Origin of the sequence: Streptomyces sp. NPDC002680 (assembly GCF_042889145.1) — a bacterium.
Lineage (GTDB): Bacteria > Actinomycetota > Actinomycetes > Streptomycetales > Streptomycetaceae > Streptomyces > Streptomyces adonidis.
The window spans coordinates 361,878-384,742 of record NZ_JBIAQP010000006.1 but is presented as its reverse complement, the minus strand read 5'-3'; the positions used below and the strand labels follow the sequence as shown (position 1 = coordinate 384,742).

The 22,865-nt window shown below is 70.1% G+C and carries 16 protein-coding genes; 5 read left to right on the top strand and 11 right to left on the bottom strand.

Annotated elements, in window-relative coordinates; genetic code table 11:
- The first annotated feature begins 77 nt into the window (after positions 1–77).
- On the top strand, positions 78–1,415 hold the full coding sequence (locus ACFYXF_RS18640; RefSeq protein ID WP_389350670.1) for a cation:proton antiporter: 1,338 nt from the start codon (positions 78–80) through the stop codon (positions 1,413–1,415).
- 24 nt (positions 1,416–1,439) lie between these two features.
- Here ACFYXF_RS18640 and ACFYXF_RS18635 read toward each other — a convergent pair whose 3' ends face one another.
- The 4 genes from ACFYXF_RS18635 to ACFYXF_RS18620 form a co-directional block, all read right to left on the bottom strand.
- On the bottom strand, positions 1,440–1,808 hold the full coding sequence (locus tag ACFYXF_RS18635) for a MerR family transcriptional regulator (RefSeq protein ID WP_389350669.1): 369 nt from the start codon (positions 1,806–1,808) through the stop codon (positions 1,440–1,442).
- A 45-nt stretch (positions 1,809–1,853) separates the two neighbouring features.
- Positions 1,854–2,888 carry an MDR family NADP-dependent oxidoreductase gene (locus tag ACFYXF_RS18630; RefSeq protein WP_389350668.1) on the bottom strand — a complete coding sequence of 345 codons (1,035 nt, stop codon included), beginning with the start codon at positions 2,886–2,888 and terminating at the stop codon, positions 1,854–1,856.
- A 158-nt stretch (positions 2,889–3,046) separates the two neighbouring features.
- The gene (locus tag ACFYXF_RS18625) at positions 3,047–3,655 is read right to left on the bottom strand and encodes a nitroreductase family protein (protein ID WP_389350667.1); all 609 of its coding nucleotides are present in this window, start codon (positions 3,653–3,655) and stop codon (positions 3,047–3,049) included.
- Between the two features lie 284 nt (positions 3,656–3,939).
- A complete protein-coding gene (locus ACFYXF_RS18620; protein WP_389350666.1) occupies positions 3,940–9,159 on the bottom strand; it encodes a family 43 glycosylhydrolase in 5,220 nt (1,739 codons plus the stop codon).
- A gap of 293 nt (positions 9,160–9,452) precedes the next feature.
- Between ACFYXF_RS18620 and ACFYXF_RS18615 the strand changes: the two genes are divergently transcribed.
- A complete protein-coding gene (locus ACFYXF_RS18615; protein ID WP_389350665.1) occupies positions 9,453–10,940 on the top strand; it encodes a family 43 glycosylhydrolase in 1,488 nt (495 codons plus the stop codon).
- A gap of 71 nt (positions 10,941–11,011) precedes the next feature.
- Here ACFYXF_RS18615 and ACFYXF_RS18610 read toward each other — a convergent pair whose 3' ends face one another.
- The 4 genes from ACFYXF_RS18610 to ACFYXF_RS18595 form a co-directional block, all read right to left on the bottom strand.
- Complete coding sequence (locus ACFYXF_RS18610; protein ID WP_389350664.1) at positions 11,012–12,076, bottom strand: iron-siderophore ABC transporter substrate-binding protein; 1,065 nt, start codon at positions 12,074–12,076, stop codon at positions 11,012–11,014.
- A complete protein-coding gene (locus ACFYXF_RS18605; RefSeq protein ID WP_389350663.1) occupies positions 12,076–13,905 on the bottom strand; it encodes an ABC transporter ATP-binding protein in 1,830 nt (609 codons plus the stop codon). Before ACFYXF_RS18605 ends, ACFYXF_RS18610 begins: the two co-directional genes overlap by 1 nt.
- Positions 13,902–15,599, bottom strand: a complete 1,698-nt coding sequence (locus tag ACFYXF_RS18600; RefSeq protein WP_389350662.1) for an ABC transporter ATP-binding protein — start codon at positions 15,597–15,599, stop codon at positions 13,902–13,904. The genes ACFYXF_RS18605 and ACFYXF_RS18600 overlap by 4 nt, the downstream gene beginning before the upstream one ends.
- A gap of 100 nt (positions 15,600–15,699) precedes the next feature.
- On the bottom strand, positions 15,700–17,052 hold the full coding sequence (locus tag ACFYXF_RS18595) for a lysine N(6)-hydroxylase/L-ornithine N(5)-oxygenase family protein (protein WP_389350661.1): 1,353 nt from the start codon (positions 17,050–17,052) through the stop codon (positions 15,700–15,702).
- An 84-nt stretch (positions 17,053–17,136) separates the two neighbouring features.
- Here ACFYXF_RS18595 and ACFYXF_RS18590 point away from each other — a divergent pair, with 84 nt between their 5' ends.
- The 3 genes from ACFYXF_RS18590 to ACFYXF_RS18580 all read left to right on the top strand — a co-directional run bounded on the left by ACFYXF_RS18590 (position 17,137) and on the right by ACFYXF_RS18580 (position 19,405).
- Positions 17,137–18,084 carry a methionyl-tRNA formyltransferase gene (locus ACFYXF_RS18590; RefSeq protein ID WP_389350660.1) on the top strand — a complete coding sequence of 316 codons (948 nt, stop codon included), beginning with the start codon at positions 17,137–17,139 and terminating at the stop codon, positions 18,082–18,084.
- 74 nt (positions 18,085–18,158) lie between these two features.
- Positions 18,159–18,704 carry a GNAT family N-acetyltransferase gene (locus tag ACFYXF_RS18585; RefSeq protein ID WP_389350659.1) on the top strand — a complete coding sequence of 182 codons (546 nt, stop codon included), beginning with the start codon at positions 18,159–18,161 and terminating at the stop codon, positions 18,702–18,704.
- A gap of 83 nt (positions 18,705–18,787) precedes the next feature.
- Entirely contained in the window at positions 18,788–19,405 is a 618-nt protein-coding gene (locus tag ACFYXF_RS18580; RefSeq protein WP_389350658.1) for a hypothetical protein, read from the top strand.
- A 377-nt stretch (positions 19,406–19,782) separates the two neighbouring features.
- On the opposite strand, the gene ACFYXF_RS18575 is transcribed toward ACFYXF_RS18580, so the two are convergent.
- Genes ACFYXF_RS18575 through ACFYXF_RS18565 form a run of 3 tightly spaced genes read right to left on the bottom strand, consistent with a single transcriptional unit; the run spans position 19,783 to position 22,829 of the window.
- On the bottom strand, positions 19,783–20,715 hold the full coding sequence (locus ACFYXF_RS18575) for an ABC transporter ATP-binding protein (RefSeq protein ID WP_389350657.1): 933 nt from the start codon (positions 20,713–20,715) through the stop codon (positions 19,783–19,785).
- 6 nt (positions 20,716–20,721) lie between these two features.
- Positions 20,722–21,801 carry a FecCD family ABC transporter permease gene (locus tag ACFYXF_RS18570; protein WP_389350656.1) on the bottom strand — a complete coding sequence of 360 codons (1,080 nt, stop codon included), beginning with the start codon at positions 21,799–21,801 and terminating at the stop codon, positions 20,722–20,724.
- Between the two features lie 2 nt (positions 21,802–21,803).
- Positions 21,804–22,829, bottom strand: a complete 1,026-nt coding sequence (locus ACFYXF_RS18565) for a FecCD family ABC transporter permease (protein WP_389350655.1) — start codon at positions 22,827–22,829, stop codon at positions 21,804–21,806.
- Positions 22,830–22,865 lie beyond the last annotated feature (36 nt).

The window sequence follows — 22,865 nt, the reverse complement described above, 5'->3', positions numbered from 1 at the left end:
GCGGCACTCCGGCCGGATCCGCGCCGGCCGGCCCACCCACGACGCGCACGGCAATCACCAAAGGAGGCAGGTCCACCATGCCCGACGACTCGACAACTGCCGCGGTTCTGGCCGCGATCGCCGTGGCCGCGTTCGCGTGCGCGCTGTTCGGCGCGGTGGCCCGCGGACTGCGGCAGCCCCCGGTGATCGGACAGATCCTGGCCGGGATCGCGCTCGGTCCGAGCCTGCTCGGCCGGCTGCCCGGCGATCCGACCGCGAGCCTGTTCCCGGCGCACGTCCTGCCGTACCTCGCCATGCTCGGGCAGGTCGCGGTGACGGTCTTCATGTTCTCCGTCGGCCATGAGCTGACCGCGCACCGCCGCCAGGCGGCTGGCCGCGCAGTGATCGCGGTCGCGATCGGAGCCCTGGTGGTGCCGATGTGCCTCGGCGCCGCGATGGCCGTGCTGGGGCGTGCCCGGTTCGGCGCCGCCGGCGAACCGCAGGCCGGCAGCGGCACCTTCGTCCTCTTCATGGCGGTCGCCGTCTCCGTCACCGCGCTGCCGGTACTCGCCGCGATCGTCCGGGACCGCGCTCTCGACGGCACCCGCGCGGGTACGGTGGCGCTGGCCTCGTCGGGACTGATGGACGCGGTGGCCTGGCTCGCCCTCGCGGCGATCACCCTCGGCGCCACGACCTCGGACGGGCGGCGGTCATGGATACAGCAGGTGGGCCTGCGTCTCGTCCTGCTGCTCGTGCTCGCCGCACTGCTGCTCGGCGTCTTCAGACCCCTGTTGAGCCGTTGGATGCGCGACCCCGCCACGGCGCCTTACCACCTGCCCGTAGCGTTCGCCCTCGCCGCGGGGGCGGCGGCGGCGACCACCGCACTCGGGCTGCACGCGGTCTTCGGCGGTCTGCTCGCGGGTGCCGCGATGCCCCACCCGCACGAAGGCCGCGAGCCGAGCGCCGGTCAGAACTCCGGTCCAGGCTCCGATCGCGCCCCCGTTCCCTTCCTGGCAGCCTCCATCCACGCGGTCGAATCCCTTCTCCTTCCCCTGTTCTTCATCACCACCGGTCTCGCCCTCGACGTCGGATCGCTGCGCCCCGGCGACTTCGTCCTCCTCGCCGTGATCTGTGTGACCGCCTGCGCGGGCAAGCTCGGTGGCGGATACCTCGGTGCCCGATTCGGTGGCCTGGCACGGCAGCCCAGCGCGACCGTCGCCGCCCTGCTGAACACGCGGGGCCTCACCGAACTCATCGCCCTCAACCTCGGCCTGGCCTCGGGCATCATCCACATCCGACTGTTCACCGTCCTGGTGCTGATGGCCCTCATCACGACGCTGATGACCAGTCCGCTCCTGTCGGCTCTCGGCCATCGAGCGAACCCTCCGCGAGGGCGAGGTTCGGACCGGCCACGTGTCCTGACTGATGTGATGTGAACAAGAGGATTTGCGGTAAATAGTTCACTTGAGTCCGGTCTGCCCGGCCAGCCGCGTCCGTAGCCTGGTCAGACGGTCGATCTCCGCGTCGAGGGCCGCCAGTCTGCGGTGCACGACGGCGGTGCCGGGGCCTTCCGGTTCGCAGCCGCTGCACCGGCGGTTCGGGTCGTCGATGAGCAACGGGATGCGGTCGGCGAGGCCGCACAGGTCGTCCACGGTGAGTCCGAGGGCGAGGAGTTCGCGGATCACCTTGACCCGGGCCACGGTGTCCGGACCGTACTCGCGCTGTCCGGCGGCCGTACGCGGCGGCGCCGGCAGCAGACCGCGCTCCTCGTAGAACCGCAGTGCCCTGGGTGTCGTACCCGCCGCTGCCGCCGCGTCCCCGATCCGCATCCCGCTCCTCTCGACCGGTACGAGGAGCGCGCCGTCACGGCACCGTCATGGGAGTTCCACGACGACCGTCCCCGTGTGCCGCCCCTCGAACAGTTCCTGCAACGCTCCGGGAGCGCGATCGATGCCCGGGATCCGTACCTGGGGGAGGACGATCTCGCCGGCGCGCAGCCACTCGCCGAACCGTTTGTTCCACTCCTCCGTGACCGGGCCGAGGTCGGCCCCGCTGATTCCGTGGAGCGTGATGCCATGGGTGATGATCCGGAAGGTGTCGATCTCCGCCGGGGCGCTGGAGCCGTCGCCGTCCCGCTCCGCCGCCAGCTGACCCGAGAGTGCGCCCACCAGGGCCAGCCGTGCGCCGCGGCGGGCCGCGCCGACGGCCGCGGTCAGCTGCTCGCCGCCGACCGTGTCCAGCAGGACGTCGATGCCGTCGGGCGCTGCGGCGGCCAGTTGCTCGGCGAGCGGAGTCGCGCCCGGCACCAGCACGGCGTCGTAGCCGAGTTCGGCCCGGAGCCGTTCGGCCTTGTGCGGGGAGCGGGTGGTGCCGACGACCCGGCCGGCGCCCAGCAGCCTGGCCACCTGCCCCGCCAGGCTCCCGACGGCTCCCGCCGCGCCGGTGACGAGGACCGTGTCGCCGGGTCGCACGGCGGCGATCCGGGAGAGCGCCGCGTACACGGGTGCCCCCGACGCCAGATGCGCCACGGGGTCGGGCAGCGCGTCGCCCAGCGGCGCGCAGTCGGTCTCGGCCAGCAGGGCGTGCTCCCGCCAGCCGAGCAGATGGGTCACCTCGTCGCCCGGGCGCAGACCGCTGCCGGGGCCCACCGCGACGACCTCGCCGACGGCGGGACCGAACAGTGTGTCGCCGACGTGCACGGGAGGCAGCGGTACGCCCTCGGCCTTGCCCCCGATGAGCGTGCGCAGCCCCGGGAAGACGAGGAAGTACCGGTTGCGGACGACGACTTGGCCCGGTCCGGGTGCGGGCAGCGGTGTCTCGACGACGGACAGGTGATCGGGCCCGGGCAGGTGCCGGGGCATGACGGCGAGCCGGATCTCGCGGGTCGTGGATGGTGCGTCGGTGCTCATCTCGGCAACTCCAGGCATCAGTTGACGGGGCGTCAGGAACCGCCGCCACGGCTGCTGTTCGGCCGTGGCGGTCGACGCACGCTAATCCCTGACGTATGCGTCAGGGGCAAGGCCGCGGGCCCGGATCGCCGCCCGACGAGATGCCCGGAGTGCCGCTCTCAGTCCTCGTGCCGGACCGGGAGGGGAGTGCCCCACCGCTCCGCGAAGAAGGTCTCCGCCAGGGGCCGCCGTTCCCGGGCGGCCGTCTCGCGGTCGCGCAGGTCCGGCGGGAGGAGGTCCGGCGCGGCCAGGGCTCCGATCGCGGTGACCGACTGGGGCTGGTAGCCGTCCGGGACGCCCAGCGAGGTGCGCAGCCGGTCCCGGTCGAAGCCGCCCATCTGGTGGGTGTGCAGCCCCAGCGCGTGTGCCTGCACCGACAGCTGGGCCACCGCGAGCCCGGTGTCGTACGCGGCGCCGTACAGCGGGGTTCCGTCGTCGAGGCGCTCCCCGGCGACCGCCGCGACGAGCAGCGAACTGTTCCCCGCCCAGCGGCGGTTGGTGCTCCCGAGGGCACCGAGGATCTGCTGGTACGTCGAGTCGCCGCGGCGGCCGACCAGGAAGCGCCACGGCTGCCTGTTGTGGGCGGAGGGAGCCCAGCGGGCCGCCTCCAGCAGGGAGACGAGTTCCTCGTCGCCGATCGTGTGGGCGGCGTCGAAGGAGCGCGGGCTCCAGCGTTCGGCGAGCAGGGGGTGGACGGCCACGGCGGTGTTCGCGGTACGGGGGGACATGCGAGGTGCCTTTCATGGGCAGCGCGGTTGCGGTGACGAGCAGGGGCGGCCGGAGGCCGGAGATGCCGGAGCGTGGTGTCAGCTCGCGGACGGACAACCCATGGTGGTGACACGTGCGTAGTCGACGTGGCGGCGGGACACGAGCACGGTCATGCGGCCAGGTAACCACATGGGGAGCGCCGGGCACCAGAACGCCGAGGGCGCGCACACCGGGCGGGCTGTCGGGCCCTGCTCGGTGTACGCGCCCTCGGGTCGGGCTGTCCGGCGCGATCGGCGCATCCGGCTTAGTGGCCGATGACGATGCCCTTCGTCGCGGTCCCAGTGAGGTTGTCGTACACGACGTTCCCCGTGGACTTCTGCCAGATCCGGATGCGGAACGTGTCCGGTCCGTCGGTCGCCGTGATGAGGAAGGCGTAGCCGCTCTTGCCGTTGACCGAGCCGGAGCCCTGGTACGCGGCCTTGGAGCCCGTCACCACCAGCCAGTCGGAGGACGTGGAGCGCAGTCGCACGCCCGCCTTGGACTTGCCGCCCGGCGTGAAGTCGAAGGACGCCGTGCCCGTCGGGACGGTGGCCCCCTTCTTGTAGAAGGCGCCGAAGGAGAAGCCCGCCTTGCCGGTCAGTGCCGGGTCGGCCGGGTAGGCGCCAGCCCGGGACGGGATCACGCCGATGCCCGCCGCGGGGCCGGCCTGGGGGTCGTACACGATCAGCTCGGGGAGCTGGGTCGTGGCCGAGGCGCCGTCGTCGTCCGTCACGGTGATCGTCGGGCGGAGGATGCCCGCCTTCAGGTAGGCGTGGCTCGCCTCGCAGGTGCCGGCCGTGACCTTGCCGGGCGTCGGGGTCGTACCGTCCTTCCAGTCGATCGTGCAGGTGTGGGTGTCGGACTTCCCCGGGTCGGTGAACTTCGCCGAGAGGCGGACCGGGGTGTTCCTGCCCGCCGGGACCGGGGTCTTGGGGCCCTGGGCCGAGGTGATCGACGGGGGCGCGTTGGTGACCGTCACCGTCAGGGTGTCGGTGCTGCGGCCGCCCTTCAGGGTGACCTCGTACGTGCCGTTGTCGGTGCAGGTGAGGGATGCCGGGATGGCGGTCCTGTTCGAGATCGTGCAGGGGGTTGTCGCCCCGACGCTCCAACTCGGGGTGCCTGCCCCGGAGATGGTGCCCGTGAGCGGGATCGCGCTGCCCTCCTGGCCCGTTGTGTCGGCGCCCGCGTGGACGATCGTCACCGGGTCGATGCTCGACAGGGTCGGGACGACCTTCTTGATCAGGCCGTCGGCGTCGAACTCCAGCTTGTCGATGGTCGTTTCGCGGTGCATGCCGTCACCGCCGGGGATCGCGAATCGGTGGTAGGCGATGTACCAGTCGTCGGTGTTCGGGACGTTGACCACCGAGTGGTGGCCGGGGCCCTTGATGCCCAGGGAGAGGTCCTTCTCCAGGATCACGCCCTGCTTGGTCCAGGGACCGGTGGGCGAGGGGCCGGTGGCGTAGGCGACCTGGTAGTTCTCGTCACGTGTGTCGTTCTCCGACCACATGAAGTAGTAGGTGCCCTTGCGCTTGATGACGAAGGTGCCCTCGTTGTAGTTGCTCGGCGTGATGTTGGTGACCTTCGAGGAGTCGAAGGAGACCATGTCGGCGTTGAGCGGGACCACGTAGGCCCGGCCGTTGCCCCAGTAGAGGTAGGACGTGCCGTCGTCGTCGGTGAAGACCGCCGGGTCGATCATCTGGCCCGTGTAGTCACCGGCCTTCAGCAGTGGCTTGCCGAGCGCGTCCTTGAACGGGCCGGTGGGCGAGTCGGAGACCGCGACACCGATGTTCGCGTCGGCGCAGAAGTAGAAGTAGTACTTGCCGTTCTTCTCCTCCATGGTCGGAGCCCAGGCACGGCTGTCGGCCCAGCTGATGTCCGGACCGAGGTCCAGGATGACTCCGTGGTCGGTCCAGTGGACCAGGTCTTTGGAGGAGTACGCCTTGAACTGCGTACCGCTCCAGCCCTCGAAGCCGTCGGCGGTCGGGTAGATGTAGAAGGTGTCGCCGAAGCGGACGATGTTCGGGTCCGCGTTCAGGCCCGGCAGCACCGGGCTCTTCATCTCGACCGCCGTCACCGTCCACGTGCGCTTCTTGCCGTCGGAGCCGGTCACCTCGTACGTCACCGGCTTGGTGAAGTCGCGCAGGGTGCCGGAGGCGGGGCTGATGCTCGCGCCGTGGGCCAGGGTGAACTCCGGTGCCAGGGCGGTGACATCACTGCCCGGGGTGAGCGGCAGGACGATCTTGCTGTCCTTGTCGGTGATGATCGCGTCGGTCTTCAGCGCCGGGTGGGTCGCCGCGGCGATGCCGGTGGTGTTGCCGCTGATCTCCAGGACCTCGGCGGGCGTCAGGGCCCGGTTGTAGATCCGGAAGTCGTCGACCTCGCCGCCGAAGTACGGGTCCGGCGAGTACAGGGACTTGCCGATGTAGCCGGAGTAGTCCTTCGCGGAGTCGTACAGCTCGGACGGCTTGACGGTGACGCCGCTGACGCGGGCCGCCTCGGCGCCGTCGACATAGAGGATCGCCGTCTCGGTCTCGCCGTTCAGCGTGACGGTGAGGTGCTTCCACTGGCCCGCGGTGAGCTGCGAGCCGCCGATCATCTGCTTCTCCCCGGACCAAGTCGCCCTGGTGATCGCGGAGAAGAGCTTCCCGCCGCCGTTGGAGGGCGTGGCGAACAGGTACTTGTTGCTGTCCGGGCCGAGGCCGAACAGCCACTGGAAGTTGTCGCCGCCCTTCCACTTCACGTACGTGGAGACGGTGACGCTGGTGGTGTCCTTCAGCACGCCGTTCGGGATCTTGACGTACGGCGAGCTGGAGCTGCTGTTGCCGCCGGACATCTTGAAGGAGCCGCCCTCGACTCCCGTACCGAAGTCGGGAGTTCGGACGTAGGTGCCGTGGTAGCCGTGGCCGCTGGAGTCGCGGGCGATGCTGCCGCCGGTCTCGTCGAAGTCGTAGTGCAGGAGCAGGTCGGCCGGGATGTCCGGGCCCTCGGCGGAGACCGTGACCTCGGCGGTGACCCCGATCGCGGAGTCGCCCGCCAGGTCGCCCTTCACGGTGAAGGTGCCGGCCTGGGCGTACTGGGACTCGGCCACGGCCTCCCAGGTGACGGCGACGGGCCGCTTCACACCGTCCGCCGACTCGGCGATGACGGTGGCGGGCAGGACCGGGGCGTCACCGATGCGCGTCTCGACCTTGACGTCCTCGGCGCTCGTGATGATCTGGTCCGGCTGATAGGTCTTCAGGAGCCGGTCGTACTCGGACTGGGTGACCGGAAGTACCGTGCCGTGGCGGGGCTTTGACGGCAGGTCGTAGCCGGTGGACGGGGTCCAGACACCGGAGTCCAGGTCCGTCGTCTCGAAGGGGATGTAGCCGCGACCGCCGAACTCGTCGAGGAACGCGTACCACTTCTCCTGGGTGTTCGACTTGAACACCAGCGGACCCTCGGCCGCGCTCATCGTGCCCTTGCCGATGCCCTCGGCGACGGCGGTCCAGGAGAGGTTCTTCAGCGAATCGCTCTTCTCCTCGAAGATGAACTTGCTGTTGGGCGTGGAGGAGGAGTTGTTCCGCTCGTCCTTGGAGAGGCGGTAGTACTCGCCGTCGTGCTGGATGACCGTGGAGTCGATGACCGAGTAGCCGCGGTCGACCCAGACCTTGGGCTCGCTGAAGGTGTAGAAGTCACGGGTCGTCGCGTACATCATGCGGTTGTACGTGTCGCCGGAGTGGTCGGCGGTGGTGTACAGCTTCGACGCCCAGAAGACCACGTACTCGCCGAGCTTCTCGTCGTAGTACGCCTCGGGGGCCCAGGTGTTGCCGGCCGAGTCCGGGGAGACCTTCACCAGGCGCTGGTTGGTCCAGTTCACCAGGTCCGTGGACTCCCACACCATGATGGACTTGCTGCCGGTGCGCTGGGAGGCGTCCCAGTCGCCGTTGCCGTAGATCCGCAGGTCGGTGGCGATCTGGTAGAACTTGTCGCCCTCGGGGGAGCGGATGATGAACGGGTCGCGCAGGCCCTTCTCGCCGAGCGTGGAGGTCAGGACGGGCTTGCCGTCGTTCAACTCCCGCCACTTCAGCGGGTCGTTGCCCTTGCTGAGGGCCGCGTAGAGCTGTTCGCCGTCCGAGGTGCCCTCGCCGGTGAAGTAGCTGAACATGTAGCCCTTGAGGGCTTCCTTCGCGGGGAGTTCGGGGACCTTGGCGGTCAGTGTGCGGGTCGTGGTGGCCGTGCCCTTGGTGACGGTCGCGGTCAGGTCGACCGTCGTACTGCCGCCGCCGTGCGCGGGGCGGTGGACCACACCGTCGGCCGTGACGACGTCCGGGTCCGCCGAGGACCAGGCAACCGCCGTGCCGTAGACGCCCGTTGAGGGAAGGGTGAGGTTCCCCCGTACGTCGTCGATGTTCGGGACGGTCAGTGCCTCGGCGGCCCGCTGGGTGGCCGTCGTGTCGTCGAAGGTGGCCGGGACCGTGATGTCGAAGGTCTTGGTGTCGCTCACCGGGCCCTTCTTCAGGGTCGCCGTGAGCGTGGCGTGGCCGTCCGGCTGGCCGGCGGCCGGGCGGGTCACCGCACCGCTCGCCGACACCACCGAGGCGTTGTCCGTCGCCCAGGTGATGGCGGAGCCACCGGCAGGGCCCGCGCTCGGCAGGGTCAGGTCGGCGATCACCGCGCTCGTGTCGCCCAGCGTCAGGGCCGACTTGTCGGCGGCTACGCCCTGCGTGGCGACGGGAAGGGAGAGTTCCTCGACCTCGGTGTTCGCCAACGCCCGGTCGTAGACCCGGAAGTCGCGGATGTTGCCCTTGAAGAGGTTGTCGCCGGGATAGACCGACTTGCCAATGTAGTTGGCGGTGGTCGTGCCCGAGCCGATGGAGCCGGGGGTGAGGGTGATCGCCGTGTTCCGGCCGACCTCCACACCGTCCTCGTAGAGCACGCCCGTGTTGCCGGTCTGGGTGTAGGTGATCTGCTTCCACACCGCGCGCTGGAGGTTGGTGCCCGCGGACCGGGTCGTCTGCTCCGTCGACCAGTTGCCGCTGGCGATGGAGGTCCGGAAGGAGTTGCCCGTGGTGAACAGATAGCCGTTGCCGGCCGAGCCGCTGGTGTTGCCGAAGCCGTAGATGAAGTACGGGTTGGACTGGGCGGTGTCGACCTTCACGTCCATCGAGACGGTGATCGAGTTCAGCCCGCTCATGATGTTGTCCGGCACCTTTATGTAGGTGTTCGAACCGTTGAAGGCAAGCCCCTCACCCGAGTTGGACCAGCCGGCGGTGCCGTTCACCGTGCCGGTACGGCCGTTGCCCGAGGCGTCGGCGACGGTGGTGCCGGAGGCCGCGTCGAGCTTGTACCAGAGGGCCAGACCGTCGGTGATGTCGGCGGCGGCGGCCTGGGCGGGGGCGGACAGCGCCAACGGCCCGGCGAGGCCGAGGAGAAGGGAAGCGGCTGTCAGTCCGGCGAGCCGGTCCGACCAGCGTCTGGTACGGCCGCGCGATCTCGGGAGGTGCATCGTTTCGGCTTCCTCTGCTCAGGCACGGGGGAGGTGACGGAGGGGCGCAGATTTCGTCTGTGTGTCCTCGCGTTGCGAGAGTGTCAATCGCTGCGACCAGGGGCGTCAAGAGTTTTCGAACGACGTTCGGCAGGTCGGACAACTTGTTTTAACGCGCTGGACGTCAACCGGAACCGAAGCTGTCATAAGCGTTGACGTGTGCACCTCGCGTACCTATGTTCTGGTCGAAGTTACGTACATAGTCCGGGATTTCGAACAACGTGAACAATGTGGCCATAAGAAGGGGACCTGTTGTGTTCCGTACCCGTCACTGGTTGACGCTCCTGGCAGCGCTGGTGGCGCTGCTCGTGCCTGTCGTGGGCATCCAGCCCGCCGCCGCGGCCGAGGGGCGCCCGTACACGAACCCGGTCAAGTCCCAGAAGGGCGCCGACCCCTGGCTGGAGTACTACAACGGCAACTACTACCTGGTCACCACGTCCTTCACCGGCGTCCTGACCATGCGCAAGTCGCCGACCCTGGCAGGTCTTTCGACGGCTCCCAGCGTGCAGGTCTGGAGTGACACCACCTCGACCCGCAACAACAACTTCTGGGCGCCCGAGCTGCACTTCTTCGACGGCCACTGGTATCTGTACTACTCCGGCGCGCCGAGCGGGGCCGCCTGTTGCGACCAGCAGCGGACCTACGTCGTCGAGAGCGCCGGCACCGATCCGATGGGCCCGTACACCTTCAAGAACCAGCTCACCGGGTCCAACCTCGACCCGGGCGGCTGGCTCATCGACGCCACCGTGCTGAAGTACAACAGCAAGCTCTACCTGGTCGGCAGCGGCGCCATCGGCGGCAGCAAGCAGAGCCTGGTGATCGCGCCGATGACCAACCCCTACACGGTCAGCGGCTCCACCTTCAGCCTCATCTCCCAGCCGACGCTGGCCTGGGAGACCTCGGGGGCGCCCGTCAACGAGGGGCCCGAGCCGCTCTACCACGACGGCCGGACGTTCCTCACCTTCTCCGCGAGCTACTGCCAGACCGCCGACTACAAGCTGGGGCAGCTCGAACTCACCGGCACCGACCCGCTGTTGGCATCGTCCTGGACGAAGAAGCAGACGCCGGTCTTCCAGCGCAACGACGCCGCCGGGGTCTACGGGCCGGGCCACAACGGGTTCTTCACCTCGCCCGACGGCACCGAGAACTGGATCGTCTACCACGCCAACAACTCGGCCTCGGGCGGCTGCGGCAACGGCCGGACCACCCGCGCCCAGAAGTTCACCTGGAACGCGGACGGCACCCCGAACTTCGGCACCCCGGTCGCGCTCGGCACCACGCTGCCCGGCCCGGCCGGTGAGACCGCGGTGACCCCGACCGCGTACACGCTGGTGAACCGCAACAGCGGCAAGTGCCTCGACGTGGAGGGCGGGAACACCGCCGACGGCACCAACATCTTCCAGTGGACGTGCAACGGCGGCGCCAACCAGAAGTGGCGCATCGAGGACCAGGCCAACGACACCAGCCGGCTGGTCAACGTCGCCACCGGCAAGGTGATGGACACCGCGGACTGCGCCACGGCCGACGGTACGGATCTGCGCCAGTGGTCCTGGCTGAACAACAACTGCCAGAAGTTCAGGCTCGTCTACACCGCCACCGGCGACTACGTCCGCATCGTGAACGAGTCCACCGGCAAGGTCGCCGACGTCGCCAACTGCTCCTCCGCGGACGGCGCAGACGTACGTCAGTGGACCTGGCTGAGCAACAACTGCCAGCAGTGGCAGATCAGGCCCACGACGTGAGCCGGCAGTAGTCCCCATGTGGCTGTGGCCCGACCGCAACTCCGGTCGGGCCACAGCCATGTGATGAGACGTCAGCTCGTCGGCTCGGTCACCTTCGTGTCCGTCTTGCCGTCGACGGCCGCCGACAGCTGCGGGACCAGTCGCTCCAGCATGTAGGGCAGGCTCAGCACCGACACGAACGACACGGAGTTGCCGTAGTCGCTGCTCTCCTTGACGAAGACCTCACGGTCCTCCTTGGCCACCTTCAGGTCCGCGTACAGGGCGTCCTTGCGCAGCGTCGCCTTGTCCTTGGTGGTGTCGGAGACGATCCACACGATCGCGTCCGTGTTGAGGAGGTCGGTGCGCTCCTTGCTGATGTTCGCGCCGAACTCGTCACCGATCACCTTGTCCAGGTCGGTGGGCAGCTTGAAGCCGAGGTTCGTGAGGACGCGCGAGCGCGGGTCCTGGCTGCCGAAGACGAAGATGCCCTCGTACGGGGTCGCCACCAGGCCGGTCTTGCCGGCGAACTCGGGGTGCTCGGCCGCCGCCTTCTTGAAGTCGGCCTCGACGCCGGTGACCAGCTCCTTCGCCTTGGCCTCCTGGCCGAGTGCCTTGCCGATGATCTCGGTCTGGTCCTGCCACGGCACACCGAAGTCGTTGTACTCCTTCGGCTGGGCCACCACCGGGGCGAACTTCGACAGCGTGTCGTACTGCGCCTTCGTCAGACCGCCGTACACCGCGAGGATCAGGTCCGGCCGGAGCGCGGCGATCTTCTCCGCCGACGGGCCCGTGCCGGTGTCCTTGAGGACGGTCGGCACCGCCGCGCTGCCCAGCTTGTCCGCCGCCCACGGGCCGATGGCGCCCTTGTAGCCGCCCAGCCACTCGGTCGTCCCGACCGGCACCTTGCCCAGGGCGAGCACGGCGTCCTGGTCGGTCAGACCGACCGTGACGATCCGCTTCGGCTCGGACTTGATGGTGGTGCTGCCGTACTTGTGCGTCAGGGTCACCGGGAACGCGGAGCTGGTCGACGCGGTGGCCTCGGAGCCCGCCGTGTCGGAGGAGTCGTCGTCGGAACCGCAGGCGGTGGCGGTACCGAAGAGGAGCAGTACGGAGGTGAGCGCCGCGGCGAGCCGAGTGCCTCTGGGAGAGCCGAGCATCAGTGGTCCTTCATGGTGGTGGTGTCGGTGCTGGGACGGGGCGTGGGGGGCTTCTCGGCTGTGGTGCGAGTGCCGGACCAGGCCTGCCACAGGGAGGCGTAGGTGCCGGCTGCCGCGCACAGCTCGTCATGGGTGCCGCTCTCCACGATCCGGCCGCCGTCCATGACGACGATCCGGTCCGCGTCCGCGGCCTGGGTGAGACGGTGGGCGACCACGAGGGCCGTACGGTCCTCGATCGCCCGGTCGGCTGCCTTCTCCAGCAGCCGCGCTCCGGTACTGCCGGCCTCGGCCGTGGCCTCGTCCAGCACGGCGACCGGCGGATCCGCCAGCACCAGCCGGGCCAGGGCGAGTTGCTGCACCTGGGCGGCGGTGAGCCGGTGCCCGCCCTCGCCGACGACGGTGCCCAGACCCTCGGGCAGCGCCGACACCCAGTCCAGCGCGTCCACTTCGGTCAGGGCCGAGCGCAGCGACTCGTCCGTCGCGTCGGCGCGCGCGAGCCGCAGATCGTCCGCGAGCGGGCCCGCGAAGACATGCGTCTCCTGGGTGACCAGGGCAACGGGCAGGCTGTCGGCGGTCGTTGACACACCGGTGAGGTGAACCGTGCCGGCCGTCGGCTGGTGCACCCCCGCGATGAGCTTGGCGAGCGTCGTCTTGCCCGCGCCGCTCGGCCCGACCAGCGCGACCCGCTCCCCGGCGGCGAGCGTGAGATGCACGTCCCGAAGGACGGGACGCCCGGGTACGTACTCGTGGTGGACGCCGGTCACGGTGACCGTGCCGGGCTCCCGGTGCTGTGCCGTGGGCGCCGGGGGAGTGGTCTCGGGGGCCGGTACGTCCGCGACGCCGACCAGCCGGGCCAGCGCGGCCGTCGCCGACTGGGCGTCGTCGAGCAGGGCGAGGGCCTGGTTGACCGGACCGAAGAGACTGTGGAAGTAGAGCGCGGCGGCCGTCGCCGTACCGATGGACACGGAGTCGGCGCGCACCAGCAGGAACCCGGTGACCAGGACGGCGGCGAGGCCGGTGTACTCGGCGATGTGCAGCCGGTTGTAGAAGTCCAGCACCAGCCGCACGCCCCGCATCGTCAACGCGACGGCGGCGGACGACCGCCGGGTGACCGACTCGGTGTGCGGCTCCTCCAGCCGGAACGCCCGTACGGTCCCGGCGCCCGCGATGGTGTCCAGGAGCTGCTGTTGCTGGGACCCCATGGCGATGCGCTGCTCGGCGTACAGGGGCACCGCGTTGCGTACGTACCACCGCGCGGTCCCCGCCTGGATGGGCACCGCGAGCAGCGCGGCCAGCAGGAAGCGCCAGTCCAGGGCGGCCAGCGCGGCGAAGGTCAGCACGATGGCGAGCAGGGAGCGGGCCAGCTCGGGCAGCGCGTTGCGCACCGCCTCGCCGACCACCGAGACATCCCGGGTGACCCGGGCGTTGAGGTCGCCGGACCCGGCCTTCTCCACCTGCTCCAGGGGCAGTTGCAGCGCCCGCTCGACGAACCGCTCACGCAGCTGCGCCAGTACGGTCTCGCCGAGCCGGGACACCAGGGACAGCCCGAGCGCGGTGGTGCCGCCCTGGGCGACGGCCACTAGGACCAGGAGCACGACGGGCAGGGTGAGTTCGTCCGGCGGGCGGTGGTCGGCGACCAGGTCCACCATGCGGCCGAGCAGCGGCTGGACGAGCAGTCCGACACCGGTCGCGGCGACCATCACGGCGAATGCGCCGATGGCCAGTCCGCGGTGCGGGCGGACCAGTTCGCCGACTGCGGCACGGGTGCGCCGGGGCGTCGCCGTGGGCAGCAACTCCCTTTCTGCGCCGGGGAGTTCGTGGTCGCTCATGACAGCACCGCCGCTCGGTAGGTCTCATGACGGTGTATCAGGTCGGCGTGCGGGGCCGTGTCGGTCACCCGTCCGTCCTCCAGCAGGACGACCCGGTCGGTGACCGACAGCAGCGCGGGACTCGTGGTCACCAGCACCGTCGTACGGCCCTTGCGGATCTCCCGGACTCCGGTGGCGATGCCCGCCTCGGTCACCGCGTCGACGGCGGTGGTCGGATCGTGGACCACCAGGACGGGCCGCTCGGCCGCCAACGCCCTGGCCAGCGCGACGCGTTGACGCTGCCCGCCGGAGAGGGAACGGCCCTGCTCACTGACCGCCGTGTCCTCACCGTCCGGGAGGGTCTGGGCGACCTGGGCCACCCCGGCCGCCGTCATCGCCTGTTCCGGGTCGGCCCCGTCGGGAGCGGCCGCCGTGACGTTGCTGCGGACGGTGCCCTCGAAGAGGTCCGCGTCGTGCTCGGCCACCAGCAGCGCGGTGCGCAGCTCGGCCGGGTCCAGGTCCCGCAGGGGGATGCCGTCCAGCTCGACGGTGCCGGTCTCCGGGTCGGTCTGCCGGGCCAGACAGCGCAGCAGGTCGGTGGCGTGCGCGGGGTCGGTCGCGACCACGCCGAGCAGCTCGCCCGGTGCGATGTCGAGGTCGAGGCCCCGGAGTCCGCCGAGGCTGACGCCGGTGAGGCGGACCGCGCCGCGCACCGGTTCGGCCAGGGTCGCGGTGCCCGGGGTGACGGTGTGCGGGGCGGCCAGCACCTCCGCGATCCGGGTGGCCGAGGCACGGCCCTGGGCCAGCTCGGCGTTGACCCAGGCGAGGACCTCCAGCGGGCCGAGGAGGAAGAGGGCGAGCCCGACCGCCGACACCAACTGGCCGAGACTGATGTTCCCTTGGGCGGCGAGCCGGCCGCCGACCAGGGCGACGGCGGCGATCAGACAGCCCGTGAGGGTGAGCACCATGCCGCTCTGGAAGGCCTGCGCGCGGGCCGCCTTCAGGGTGGCTTGGAGGGAGTCGCGGCTGGTCGTGCGGTAGCGGGCCAGGGCGGTCGACTCACCGCCGATGCCCTTGAGGACACGCAGACCGGCCACCAGGTCGGCGGCGACCGCCGAGGCGTGCGCGGCCCGCTCCTGCTCGGCCTCGCTGCGCGACTCCAGCGGCTTGCTCAGCAGATGGCCCAGCCACAGCAGCACCGGTGTGCCGAGCAGTACGACGAGGCCGAGCGTGACGGACGTACGCAGGAGGACGACAGCGCTGACGAGGACGCCGGCGAGCGCCGAAATCCCGGCCATGACGGCCATGTTGACGGCGCCGACGCGCTTGGCGTCCTCGGTGGCGATGTTGGCGAGGGCGCCGGGCAGCCTGCCCTCCTCCGCGCCGCCCCCGGGTGACAGGACCCGGCGTACGAGGGATATGCGGAGGGTGTGTTCGGCCTGGGCGGCGGCCCGGTCGGCGGACCAGGCGCTGTTGCGCCAGCTCAGCGCGAGACCGACGTAGACGACGGCGAGGACGACGAGCCAGCTCACCAGGGAGCCGGTGTCGGAGCCCGTGACGGCGCGGTCGATGACCAGACCGATCAGGACCGGCACCATCGCCTCGCCCAACTGGTGGCCGGAGCCGAGCAGCGAGCCGACGACGACATCGCGCCGCTGCCCTCTGACCGTCTGTCGCAGGACGTCCCGCCCCGACAGCTGTGAAGGACTACTCACCCGTAACCCCTCTGGGATCGGACGACGGTTTGGGCCGGTAAGGCCTGCCTAAGTGCGTGTCGGTGCACTTGGGCAGGCCCAAAACTTAGGTGAGGCTACTCTAAGTTGAAGCTGGTTGCCCAGCGGTCACGGCCGCCTCGACCGTGCGACGGTCGAGCAGGGAGTCGAGGATCTCTCCCGAGCGAACGGCGGTCGTCGACAGCAGCGTCGAGGTGAGACCGTGCGTGTGCTCGGTCGCGCCCTGGAGGTAGATGCCGGCGGTGACTTCGGGCGCCGCCTCGACCCGGTGGTCGCGGCCGACCCGGACGGCGTCGTTGTCGTCCCGCAGGCAGAGTTTCGCCGCTCGGCCCAGCAGACTGTCGAGGTCGCGGGGGCGGTATCCGGTGGCGTGCACGAGCACGTCGCAGGAGAGCACCTCCCGTTCTCCGGTGGGGAGATACTCGACGGTGACGTCCAGCCGGTCGTCGAGCTGCTCGACGTCCCGGATGCGGGAGACGTTGCGCATCCGCAGCCGCTCGTTGCCCTGGACCTTCTCGCGGTACATCGTGGCGTACAGCGACTCGATCAAGTCCATGTCCACCACCGAGTAGTTGGTGGAGCGGTGGTAGTCGTACAGCGACTGTTTCACCTCCGGCCGGGACCGGAAGTAGACGTCCACCGCCTCCGGGTCGAAGATCCGGTTGGCGAACGGGCTGTCGTCGGCGGGCGTGTAGCCGTATTTGGCGAAGACCGCGCAGACCTCGGTGTCGGGGAAGGAGCGGTGCAGGAAGTCGACCGCCTCGGCGCCGCTCTGGCCTGCGCCGAGGACGAGAATGCGGTCCACGGAGGCGCCCGTACCGCTCAACTCGCGGGTACGCGGGACCAGTTCGCTGTTGTGCCAGATGCGGTCGGACAGCGCGGTGCCGGGCGGCACATGCGGTTCGAGACCGACGGCCACCGAGATGTTGCGGGCCCGGCGGACCACCGTACGCTCCGGCCGGCCCGGTACGCGGCTGACGACGTCGAACCAGCGGACCTCGCCGTCCTCGGTCAACACGGGCTCCACGGACACGACTTCGGCGTCGTACGTGACCTGGTCCGCGACCCGGCCCGCCGCCCACTCGAAGTACTCGTGGAACTCGATCCGCAGCGGGAAGAGGGTCTTCGCGTTGAGGAAGTCCACCAGCCGGCCGCGGTCCCGCAGGAAACACAGGAAGCTGAAGTCGCTGGTCGGGTTGCGCATGGTGACCAGGTCCTTGAGAAAGGACACCTGCATGGTCGCGTCGTCGATGAGCATGCCGCGGTGCCAGCCGAACCGTGGCTGGCGCTCCAGAAACTCGGCGCGAATGCGCTCCTCAGGCGCGGCTTGTGCGTTGTGTTCCGCGATGGCTATGGCCAGCGCCAGATTTGACGGGCCGAAGCCGATACCGAGCACGTCATGGATGGCGTCCGGTTCGTCGTGCAGTGCGTTCACCGCAACTTCCCTTCCCCTAGGCGCACTGATGTTAAATAAGGTTAGCCTTACCTTGCAATGGTGTGTCCTACGGAAGGATCGACTATGCGGGTCGTCATGTTCGGCTATCAGACCTGGGGGCACCGCACGCTCCAGGCCCTGCTGGACTCCGATCACGAGGTGGTCATGGCGGTCACCCACCCCAAGAGCGACCACGTATACGAAAAAATCTGGGACGACTCGGTGGCCGACCTCGCCGAGAAGCACGGCATCCCGGTGCTGCTGCGCAACCGCCCGGACGACCCCGAACTCCTCACCGCGCTACGGGAGTTGGCGCCGGACCTGATAGTCGCCAACAACTGGCGCACGGTGCTGCCGCCCGAGATCTTCGACCTCCCGGCGCACGGCACGCTCAACATCCACGACTCACTCCTCCCGGCGTACGCGGGCTTCTCCCCGCTGATCTGGGCGCTCATCAACGGCGAACGGGAGGTCGGAGTCACGGCTCACCGCATGAACGCGGAGCTGGACGCCGGTGACGTGCTGCTTCAGCGCGCGATCCCGGTCGGCGCACGCGACACGGTGACCGACCTCTTCCACCGCACTGTGGACTTGATCACACCGGTGGTCCACGAGTCCCTCGCGCTCATCGCGTCGGGCCGCGCGGAGTGGATCCCGCAGGACCGCAGCAGGGCGAGCTTCTTCCACAAGCGGTCGCTGGAGGACAGCCGCATCGACTGGAGTTGGCCGGCGGAGGCGATTGAGCGCTTGATACGCGCTCAGTCGGACCCGTATCCGAACGCGTTCACCCACCACAAGGGCCAGCGCATCCGCATAGTCGAGGCGGCAGTCTCGGAGGGCTGCTACGGCGGCACCCCGGGCCGCATCTTCATCCGCGAGGGCGACGGCATCGTGGTGGTCGCGGGCGCGGAGGCCAGGAACGGGCGTCTGCGGGGCCTGTTGGTGAAGCGGGTCCGGACGGAGGACGGGTCGGAGATCGCGGCGACGGAGTACTTCCGGACGATGGGCGGGTATCTGACGGCGCGTCCCTGAGGGATGGGGCGGGGCCCAGGGGGCGTACGAGTATCTCGATCGACACCGGTTCATGATCACGTCAGGATGGCCTGATGCCAGACCTGCGAACCGAACGCCTCCTGCTCCGCTCTTGGCGCGACTCCGACCTGGTCCCCTGGGCGGCCCTGAACGCCGATCCGGAGGTCCGCGAACACCTCGGGGCCGCACTCACCCGTGAACAGAGCGATGCCTCCGCCGCCCGTTTCCAGTCCGGCCTCGACGAACGGGGTTGGGGCTGGTGGGCGGTGGAGGTCACGGGCACCGGTGAGTTCATCGGCTTCGCCGGGCTGGACCCGGTGGAGGACGACTTGGCGTTCGACGGGGTCGAGGCGGGGTGGCGGCTGGCCCGGTCCGCGTGGGGGCACGGTTACGCAACAGAGGCTGCCCGGGCGGTGGTCGCGTACGCCTTCGACGAGAAGGGCGTAGGCCTCGACGAGGTCCTGGCGATCACTACGGCCACCAACCTCCGCTCCCAGGCGGTGATGCGCCGCCTGGGAATGACCCACGACCCGGCCAAGGACTTCGACGACCCGACCGTCCCGGAGGGACCGCTGCGGCGGAACGTGGTGTACGGGGTTCGGGCCGACGCCTGGTTGTAGGGCCACTGCGGAGGCGTCACGGGCAACTGGCAATATCTGGCTGCGGAAAGCGAGTTGAGGCGGCTCACGGGCAGGGGAAGCACATGGCGGCGCGCGTTGCGGAGGCTGAGCGGGACCGGCCGTTCGGCGCCGGTTCCGGGTCGGTGCGCGGGCGCGGTGTCTGGGCGCGGGCCCTGCTGTTCGTGACGACGGCGCTCGTCGCCGGGGCCACGGGTGTGGCCGGCACCCTGCTCTACCAGCGGCACACCGCTCCGGACACGTCCGCCGTCGACGCGCAGGCCGCCGGGCTCGCCCAGGATCTGCGTGGCGACCTGAACGCGGGTTTCTACTCGCCGGGGCGGACCTACGGGGGCCAGTTCACCGGGGGCACGATCGTGGCTCAGACCGAGGCGCACGGTGGGGTCGTGCTGAGCGCCGGCACGGAGAGGGGCCGGTCCGGCGGCAAAGTCCATACGGCCGAGGTGATGTTGGGACTGGTGCCGCCCGGCAAAGACACCGTCGCCGCGAACGCCTATCCCGTCCGCTGCTACCGCTACACGTTCGGCTTCGGCGCCCACAGCGTGGAGCGGTCCGGCATGACCTGCCCGGACACGAGGACCGACGGAAAGCCCGGCAGCCTCGTGGCGCAGCTGGGTGTGCTGCTCGCGCGGCAGCCCACCGGGTCGTTGCCCCGGCGGACGAACAGGAGACGTGTGCGGTGAAGCAGGCCGTGGCCGCTGCCACCCTGTACGGGACCGACCCGGCGAAGGCGGGCTGACGGGCTCCTGGTACACGCCTTCCGGAGCAGGCTCCGACGTACTCGCCTGATGCGAACGGGGCCGCCGCACGGATTCGCGGGTTGGGTTTTCGCCACCGCCGCCCCTACCCGTTCCCATTCCTGGGGGCTGCGCCCCCAGACCCCCCTTTGTCCTCAAACGCCGGACGGGCTGGTAGTTAGCCCCTCCGGCGTTTGAGGAGCGGGGGTTCGGGGGCGGAGCCCCCGAGGATGGGACGGGTAGGGGCGGCGGGGGCGAGAGAACAACCTGGTACCAGCCGATCGGCTCAACCGGCCACGTACGCACGCCGGTTCGCTCGGTTCTCATGGGGTCGTCTTGGCACGTACGTCCTGATGGTGGCGGCCCATGGGAATGACCATCGGCGTGTTGCTGACCGGGTCCAGCGTGATGCGGCAGTTCAGGTCGAACACGTCCTCCACCGTCTCCGCCGTGATTACCTCCGCCGGCGCCCCCTCCGCCACGATCCGCCCCGACTTCATCGCGACCACGTGATCGGCGTACCGACAGGCCTGGTTGAGGTCGTGCAGGACCATCACCACCGTGCGGTTCTCGCGCCGGTTGAGGTCCGTGATGAGGTCCAGTACGTCGATCTGGTGGGCCAGGTCGAGATACGTCGTCGGCTCGTCGAGCAGGAGTACGGGCGTGCCCTGGGCGACCGCCATCGCGATCCACGCCCGCTGCCGCTGGCCACCGGACAGCTCGTCCACCGGACGGTCCGCGAGGTCGGTCATGTTCGTCGCGGCGAGCGCCTCGTGCACGGCCTGCTCGTCCGCCTTGGACCACTGCCGCCACCAGGTCTGGTGCGGCGAACGACCCCGGTTGACCAGGTCGATCACCGTCAACCCCTCGGGCGCCACCGGGCTTTGGGGCAGGATGCCCAGGCGCTGCGCCAACTCCCTTGTGGGGATGGCGTGCAGGGCACGGCCGTCCAGGTGGACCGCGCCCTCGCGGGGTGCCAGCAGGCGGGCCAGGGCACGCAACAGCGTTGATTTGCCGCATGCGTTGGCGCCGACTATCGCCGTGATCCGGCCCGGTGGAACCGCCAGATCCAGGCCGTCCACGACCACCCGGTTGTCGTACGACAGCCGCAGTCCCGTCGCTCTCAGGTCCGGGTCGGCGACCGGCTCCCGGGTGGTGGTGGGCAGAGGGTCCGCCGGGAGCACGGCGTCCTCGGTGGTGGTCGTGGCCTCGGCCGTGGACAGGGCGTCAGCCGGCATCGTGGGGTCCGTCGACATGGGGGATCAGCCTCCTGAACCCGCGCGGTTGGCGCGGACGAGCAGCCAGAGCAGGATGGGCGCGCCGAGCACGCCGGTGACGATTCCGACCGGCAGTTCCGTGCCGGAGATGAGCGTACGGGCGATCAGGTCGCTGCCGAGCACCATCAGCGCCCCGGTGAGGCCCGACGCGACTGTCGGTGGCCAGGCGGTGCGTGCGAGGCGCTGGGCGATCTGCGGGGCGGCCAGCGCCACGAAGGCGACCGGCCCGGCGGAGGCCGTCGCGAAGGCGATCAGGCCGACGCCGGAGAGCAGGATGGCGAGGCGTACGGGCTGGACGCGGGTCCCGAGACCGGTCGCCACGTCGTCGCCGAGTTGCAGGGTGCGCAGCAGGCGGCCGAGCAGCAGGGCCGTAGGAAGGAGGACGGCCAGGGCGATCGCGAGCGGTCCGACGTCCGACCACGTACGGCCGTTGAGGTTGCCGACCAGCCAGCCCAGCGCGGCCTGCGCCTGGAACCGGCCGCCCTTGGCGACCAGGTAGTCGGTGGCGCTCGTACAGATCCAGGCGACGCCGATACCGACCAGGATGATCCGGTAGCCGGTGGTGCCACGCCGCCAGGCAAGCGCGTACACGAGGAGCGCCGTGGTCAGCGCGCCGAGCAGCCCGAGCGTCTGGGTGCCGAGGCCGCCGTCCCAGCCCAGGACGATGCCGGCGACCACGAACATGCCCGCGCCCTGGGTGAGGCCGATCATGTCGGGGCTGGCCAGCGGATTGCGGGTCATGGTCTGGAACAGCCCGCCGGACACCCCGAACGCGATCCCGGCCAGCAGCCCCACCAGGGCGCGCGGCAGCCGCAGTTCCTGGACGACGAGCACGGTACCGGGGTCGCCGGAGCCGACCAGGGCGCGTACGACGTCCCCGAAGGCGATCGGGTAGTCGCCGATCGTCAGACTCCAGCAGAAGAGCAGGAACGTGCCCACGGCGAGCAGCGCCCCGACCGTCACCAGGCGGGGGCGGAGGATCCCGGACACCGGGGGGACTGTCAGGCGATAGGTGCGCTGGACGCGTACAGGAGTGGGCGCCAACGTGGCTTTGGGGTTCGTCATCCTCACACCTCCGCCAGTTTCCGCCGCCGCACCAGGGCGATGAAGAACGGCCCCCCGATGAACGCGACGATCACCCCGGCCTGGACCTCGATGGGCCGGGCGATCAGGCGCCCGATGATGTCCGCGGCGAGCAGCAGACTCGGCGCGAGTACGGCGGACATCGGCAGCAGCCACCGCTGGTCGGGGCCGATCCCCGCCAACTGGGCCAGCACCCGGGCGACATGGGGCACCACGAGCCCGATGAAGACGACCGGGCCGATGACCGCGACGGCGGCCCCGGTCAGCAGCGTGACCGCCGTGACGCCCTGGAGCCGGACCAGGCCGAGGCGGCGGCCGAGCGAGGCCGCCACGTCGTCGCCGAGGGCCATGCTGTTGAGGGCGGGCGCGGAGGCGAAGGCCAGCAGCGCGCCCACGGCGAGGAAGGGCAGGATCCGCAGGACGGTGTCGCCGTCCTGGTCGGCCATCGAACCCGCCGACCAGAAGCGGTAGCGGTTGAGCGCGTCGGCGTCGGTCAGCACGATCGCGCTGGTCAGGGAGGAGAGGAGGGAGGTCACCGCGATGCCGGAGAGGGCGAGTTTGACCGGGGTGAGCCCGGAGCGCCCGAGCCTGCCCAGGAAGTACACGAGGACGCTGGCCGCCATCGCACCCGCGAACGCGAACCACACGTACCCGTAGAACGACCCGAATCCGAACACTCCAACGGCCAGCACGATCGCGAACGAGGCGCCGGCGCTCACCCCGAGGATCCCCGGGTCCGCGAGCGGATTGCGGGTCAGCGCCTGCATCAGCGCGCCCGACAGACCGAGCGCCGCCCCGGCCGCCAGCCCGAGGGCCGTACGAGGCACCCGTGCCGACCAGATGACGTTGTCGACGAACCGGCTGGGCGCGTCACCGAACAGCGCTCGCACCACCTGATCGGGCGGAATACTGGCCGCGCCGAGGGCGAGTGACAGAAGACACAGTCCGAGCAGGACGGCGCCCAGCACCGCCACAAGAAGTACGGGGCGAACCCTTCTGCCCCGCGTCACCGTGCGGTCTCCAACGGGTAACTCCCTTAGGTTAGG

Bases quoted from the DNA above. Each gene is read 5' to 3' on its own strand.
- ACFYXF_RS18640 (WP_389350670.1), top strand. From the start codon at position 78: ATGCCCGACGACTCGACAACTGCCGCGGTTCTGGCCGCGATCGCCGTG.
- ACFYXF_RS18625 (WP_389350667.1), bottom strand. From the start codon at position 3,655: ATGTCCCCCCGTACCGCGAACACCGCCGTGGCCGTCCACCCCCTGCTC.
- ACFYXF_RS18570 (WP_389350656.1), bottom strand. From the start codon at position 21,801: ATGACGAACCCCAAAGCCACGTTGGCGCCCACTCCTGTACGCGTCCAG.
- ACFYXF_RS18630 (WP_389350668.1), bottom strand. From the start codon at position 2,888: ATGAGCACCGACGCACCATCCACGACCCGCGAGATCCGGCTCGCCGTC.
- ACFYXF_RS18585 (WP_389350659.1), top strand. From the start codon at position 18,159: ATGCCAGACCTGCGAACCGAACGCCTCCTGCTCCGCTCTTGGCGCGAC.
- ACFYXF_RS18575 (WP_389350657.1), bottom strand. From the start codon at position 20,715: ATGTCGACGGACCCCACGATGCCGGCTGACGCCCTGTCCACGGCCGAG.
- ACFYXF_RS18620 (WP_389350666.1), bottom strand. From the start codon at position 9,159: ATGCACCTCCCGAGATCGCGCGGCCGTACCAGACGCTGGTCGGACCGG.
- ACFYXF_RS18580 (WP_389350658.1), top strand. From the start codon at position 18,788: ATGGCGGCGCGCGTTGCGGAGGCTGAGCGGGACCGGCCGTTCGGCGCC.
- ACFYXF_RS18635 (WP_389350669.1), bottom strand. From the start codon at position 1,808: ATGCGGATCGGGGACGCGGCGGCAGCGGCGGGTACGACACCCAGGGCA.
- ACFYXF_RS18590 (WP_389350660.1), top strand. From the start codon at position 17,137: ATGCGGGTCGTCATGTTCGGCTATCAGACCTGGGGGCACCGCACGCTC.
- ACFYXF_RS18605 (WP_389350663.1), bottom strand. From the start codon at position 13,905: ATGAGCGACCACGAACTCCCCGGCGCAGAAAGGGAGTTGCTGCCCACG.
- ACFYXF_RS18610 (WP_389350664.1), bottom strand. From the start codon at position 12,076: ATGCTCGGCTCTCCCAGAGGCACTCGGCTCGCCGCGGCGCTCACCTCC.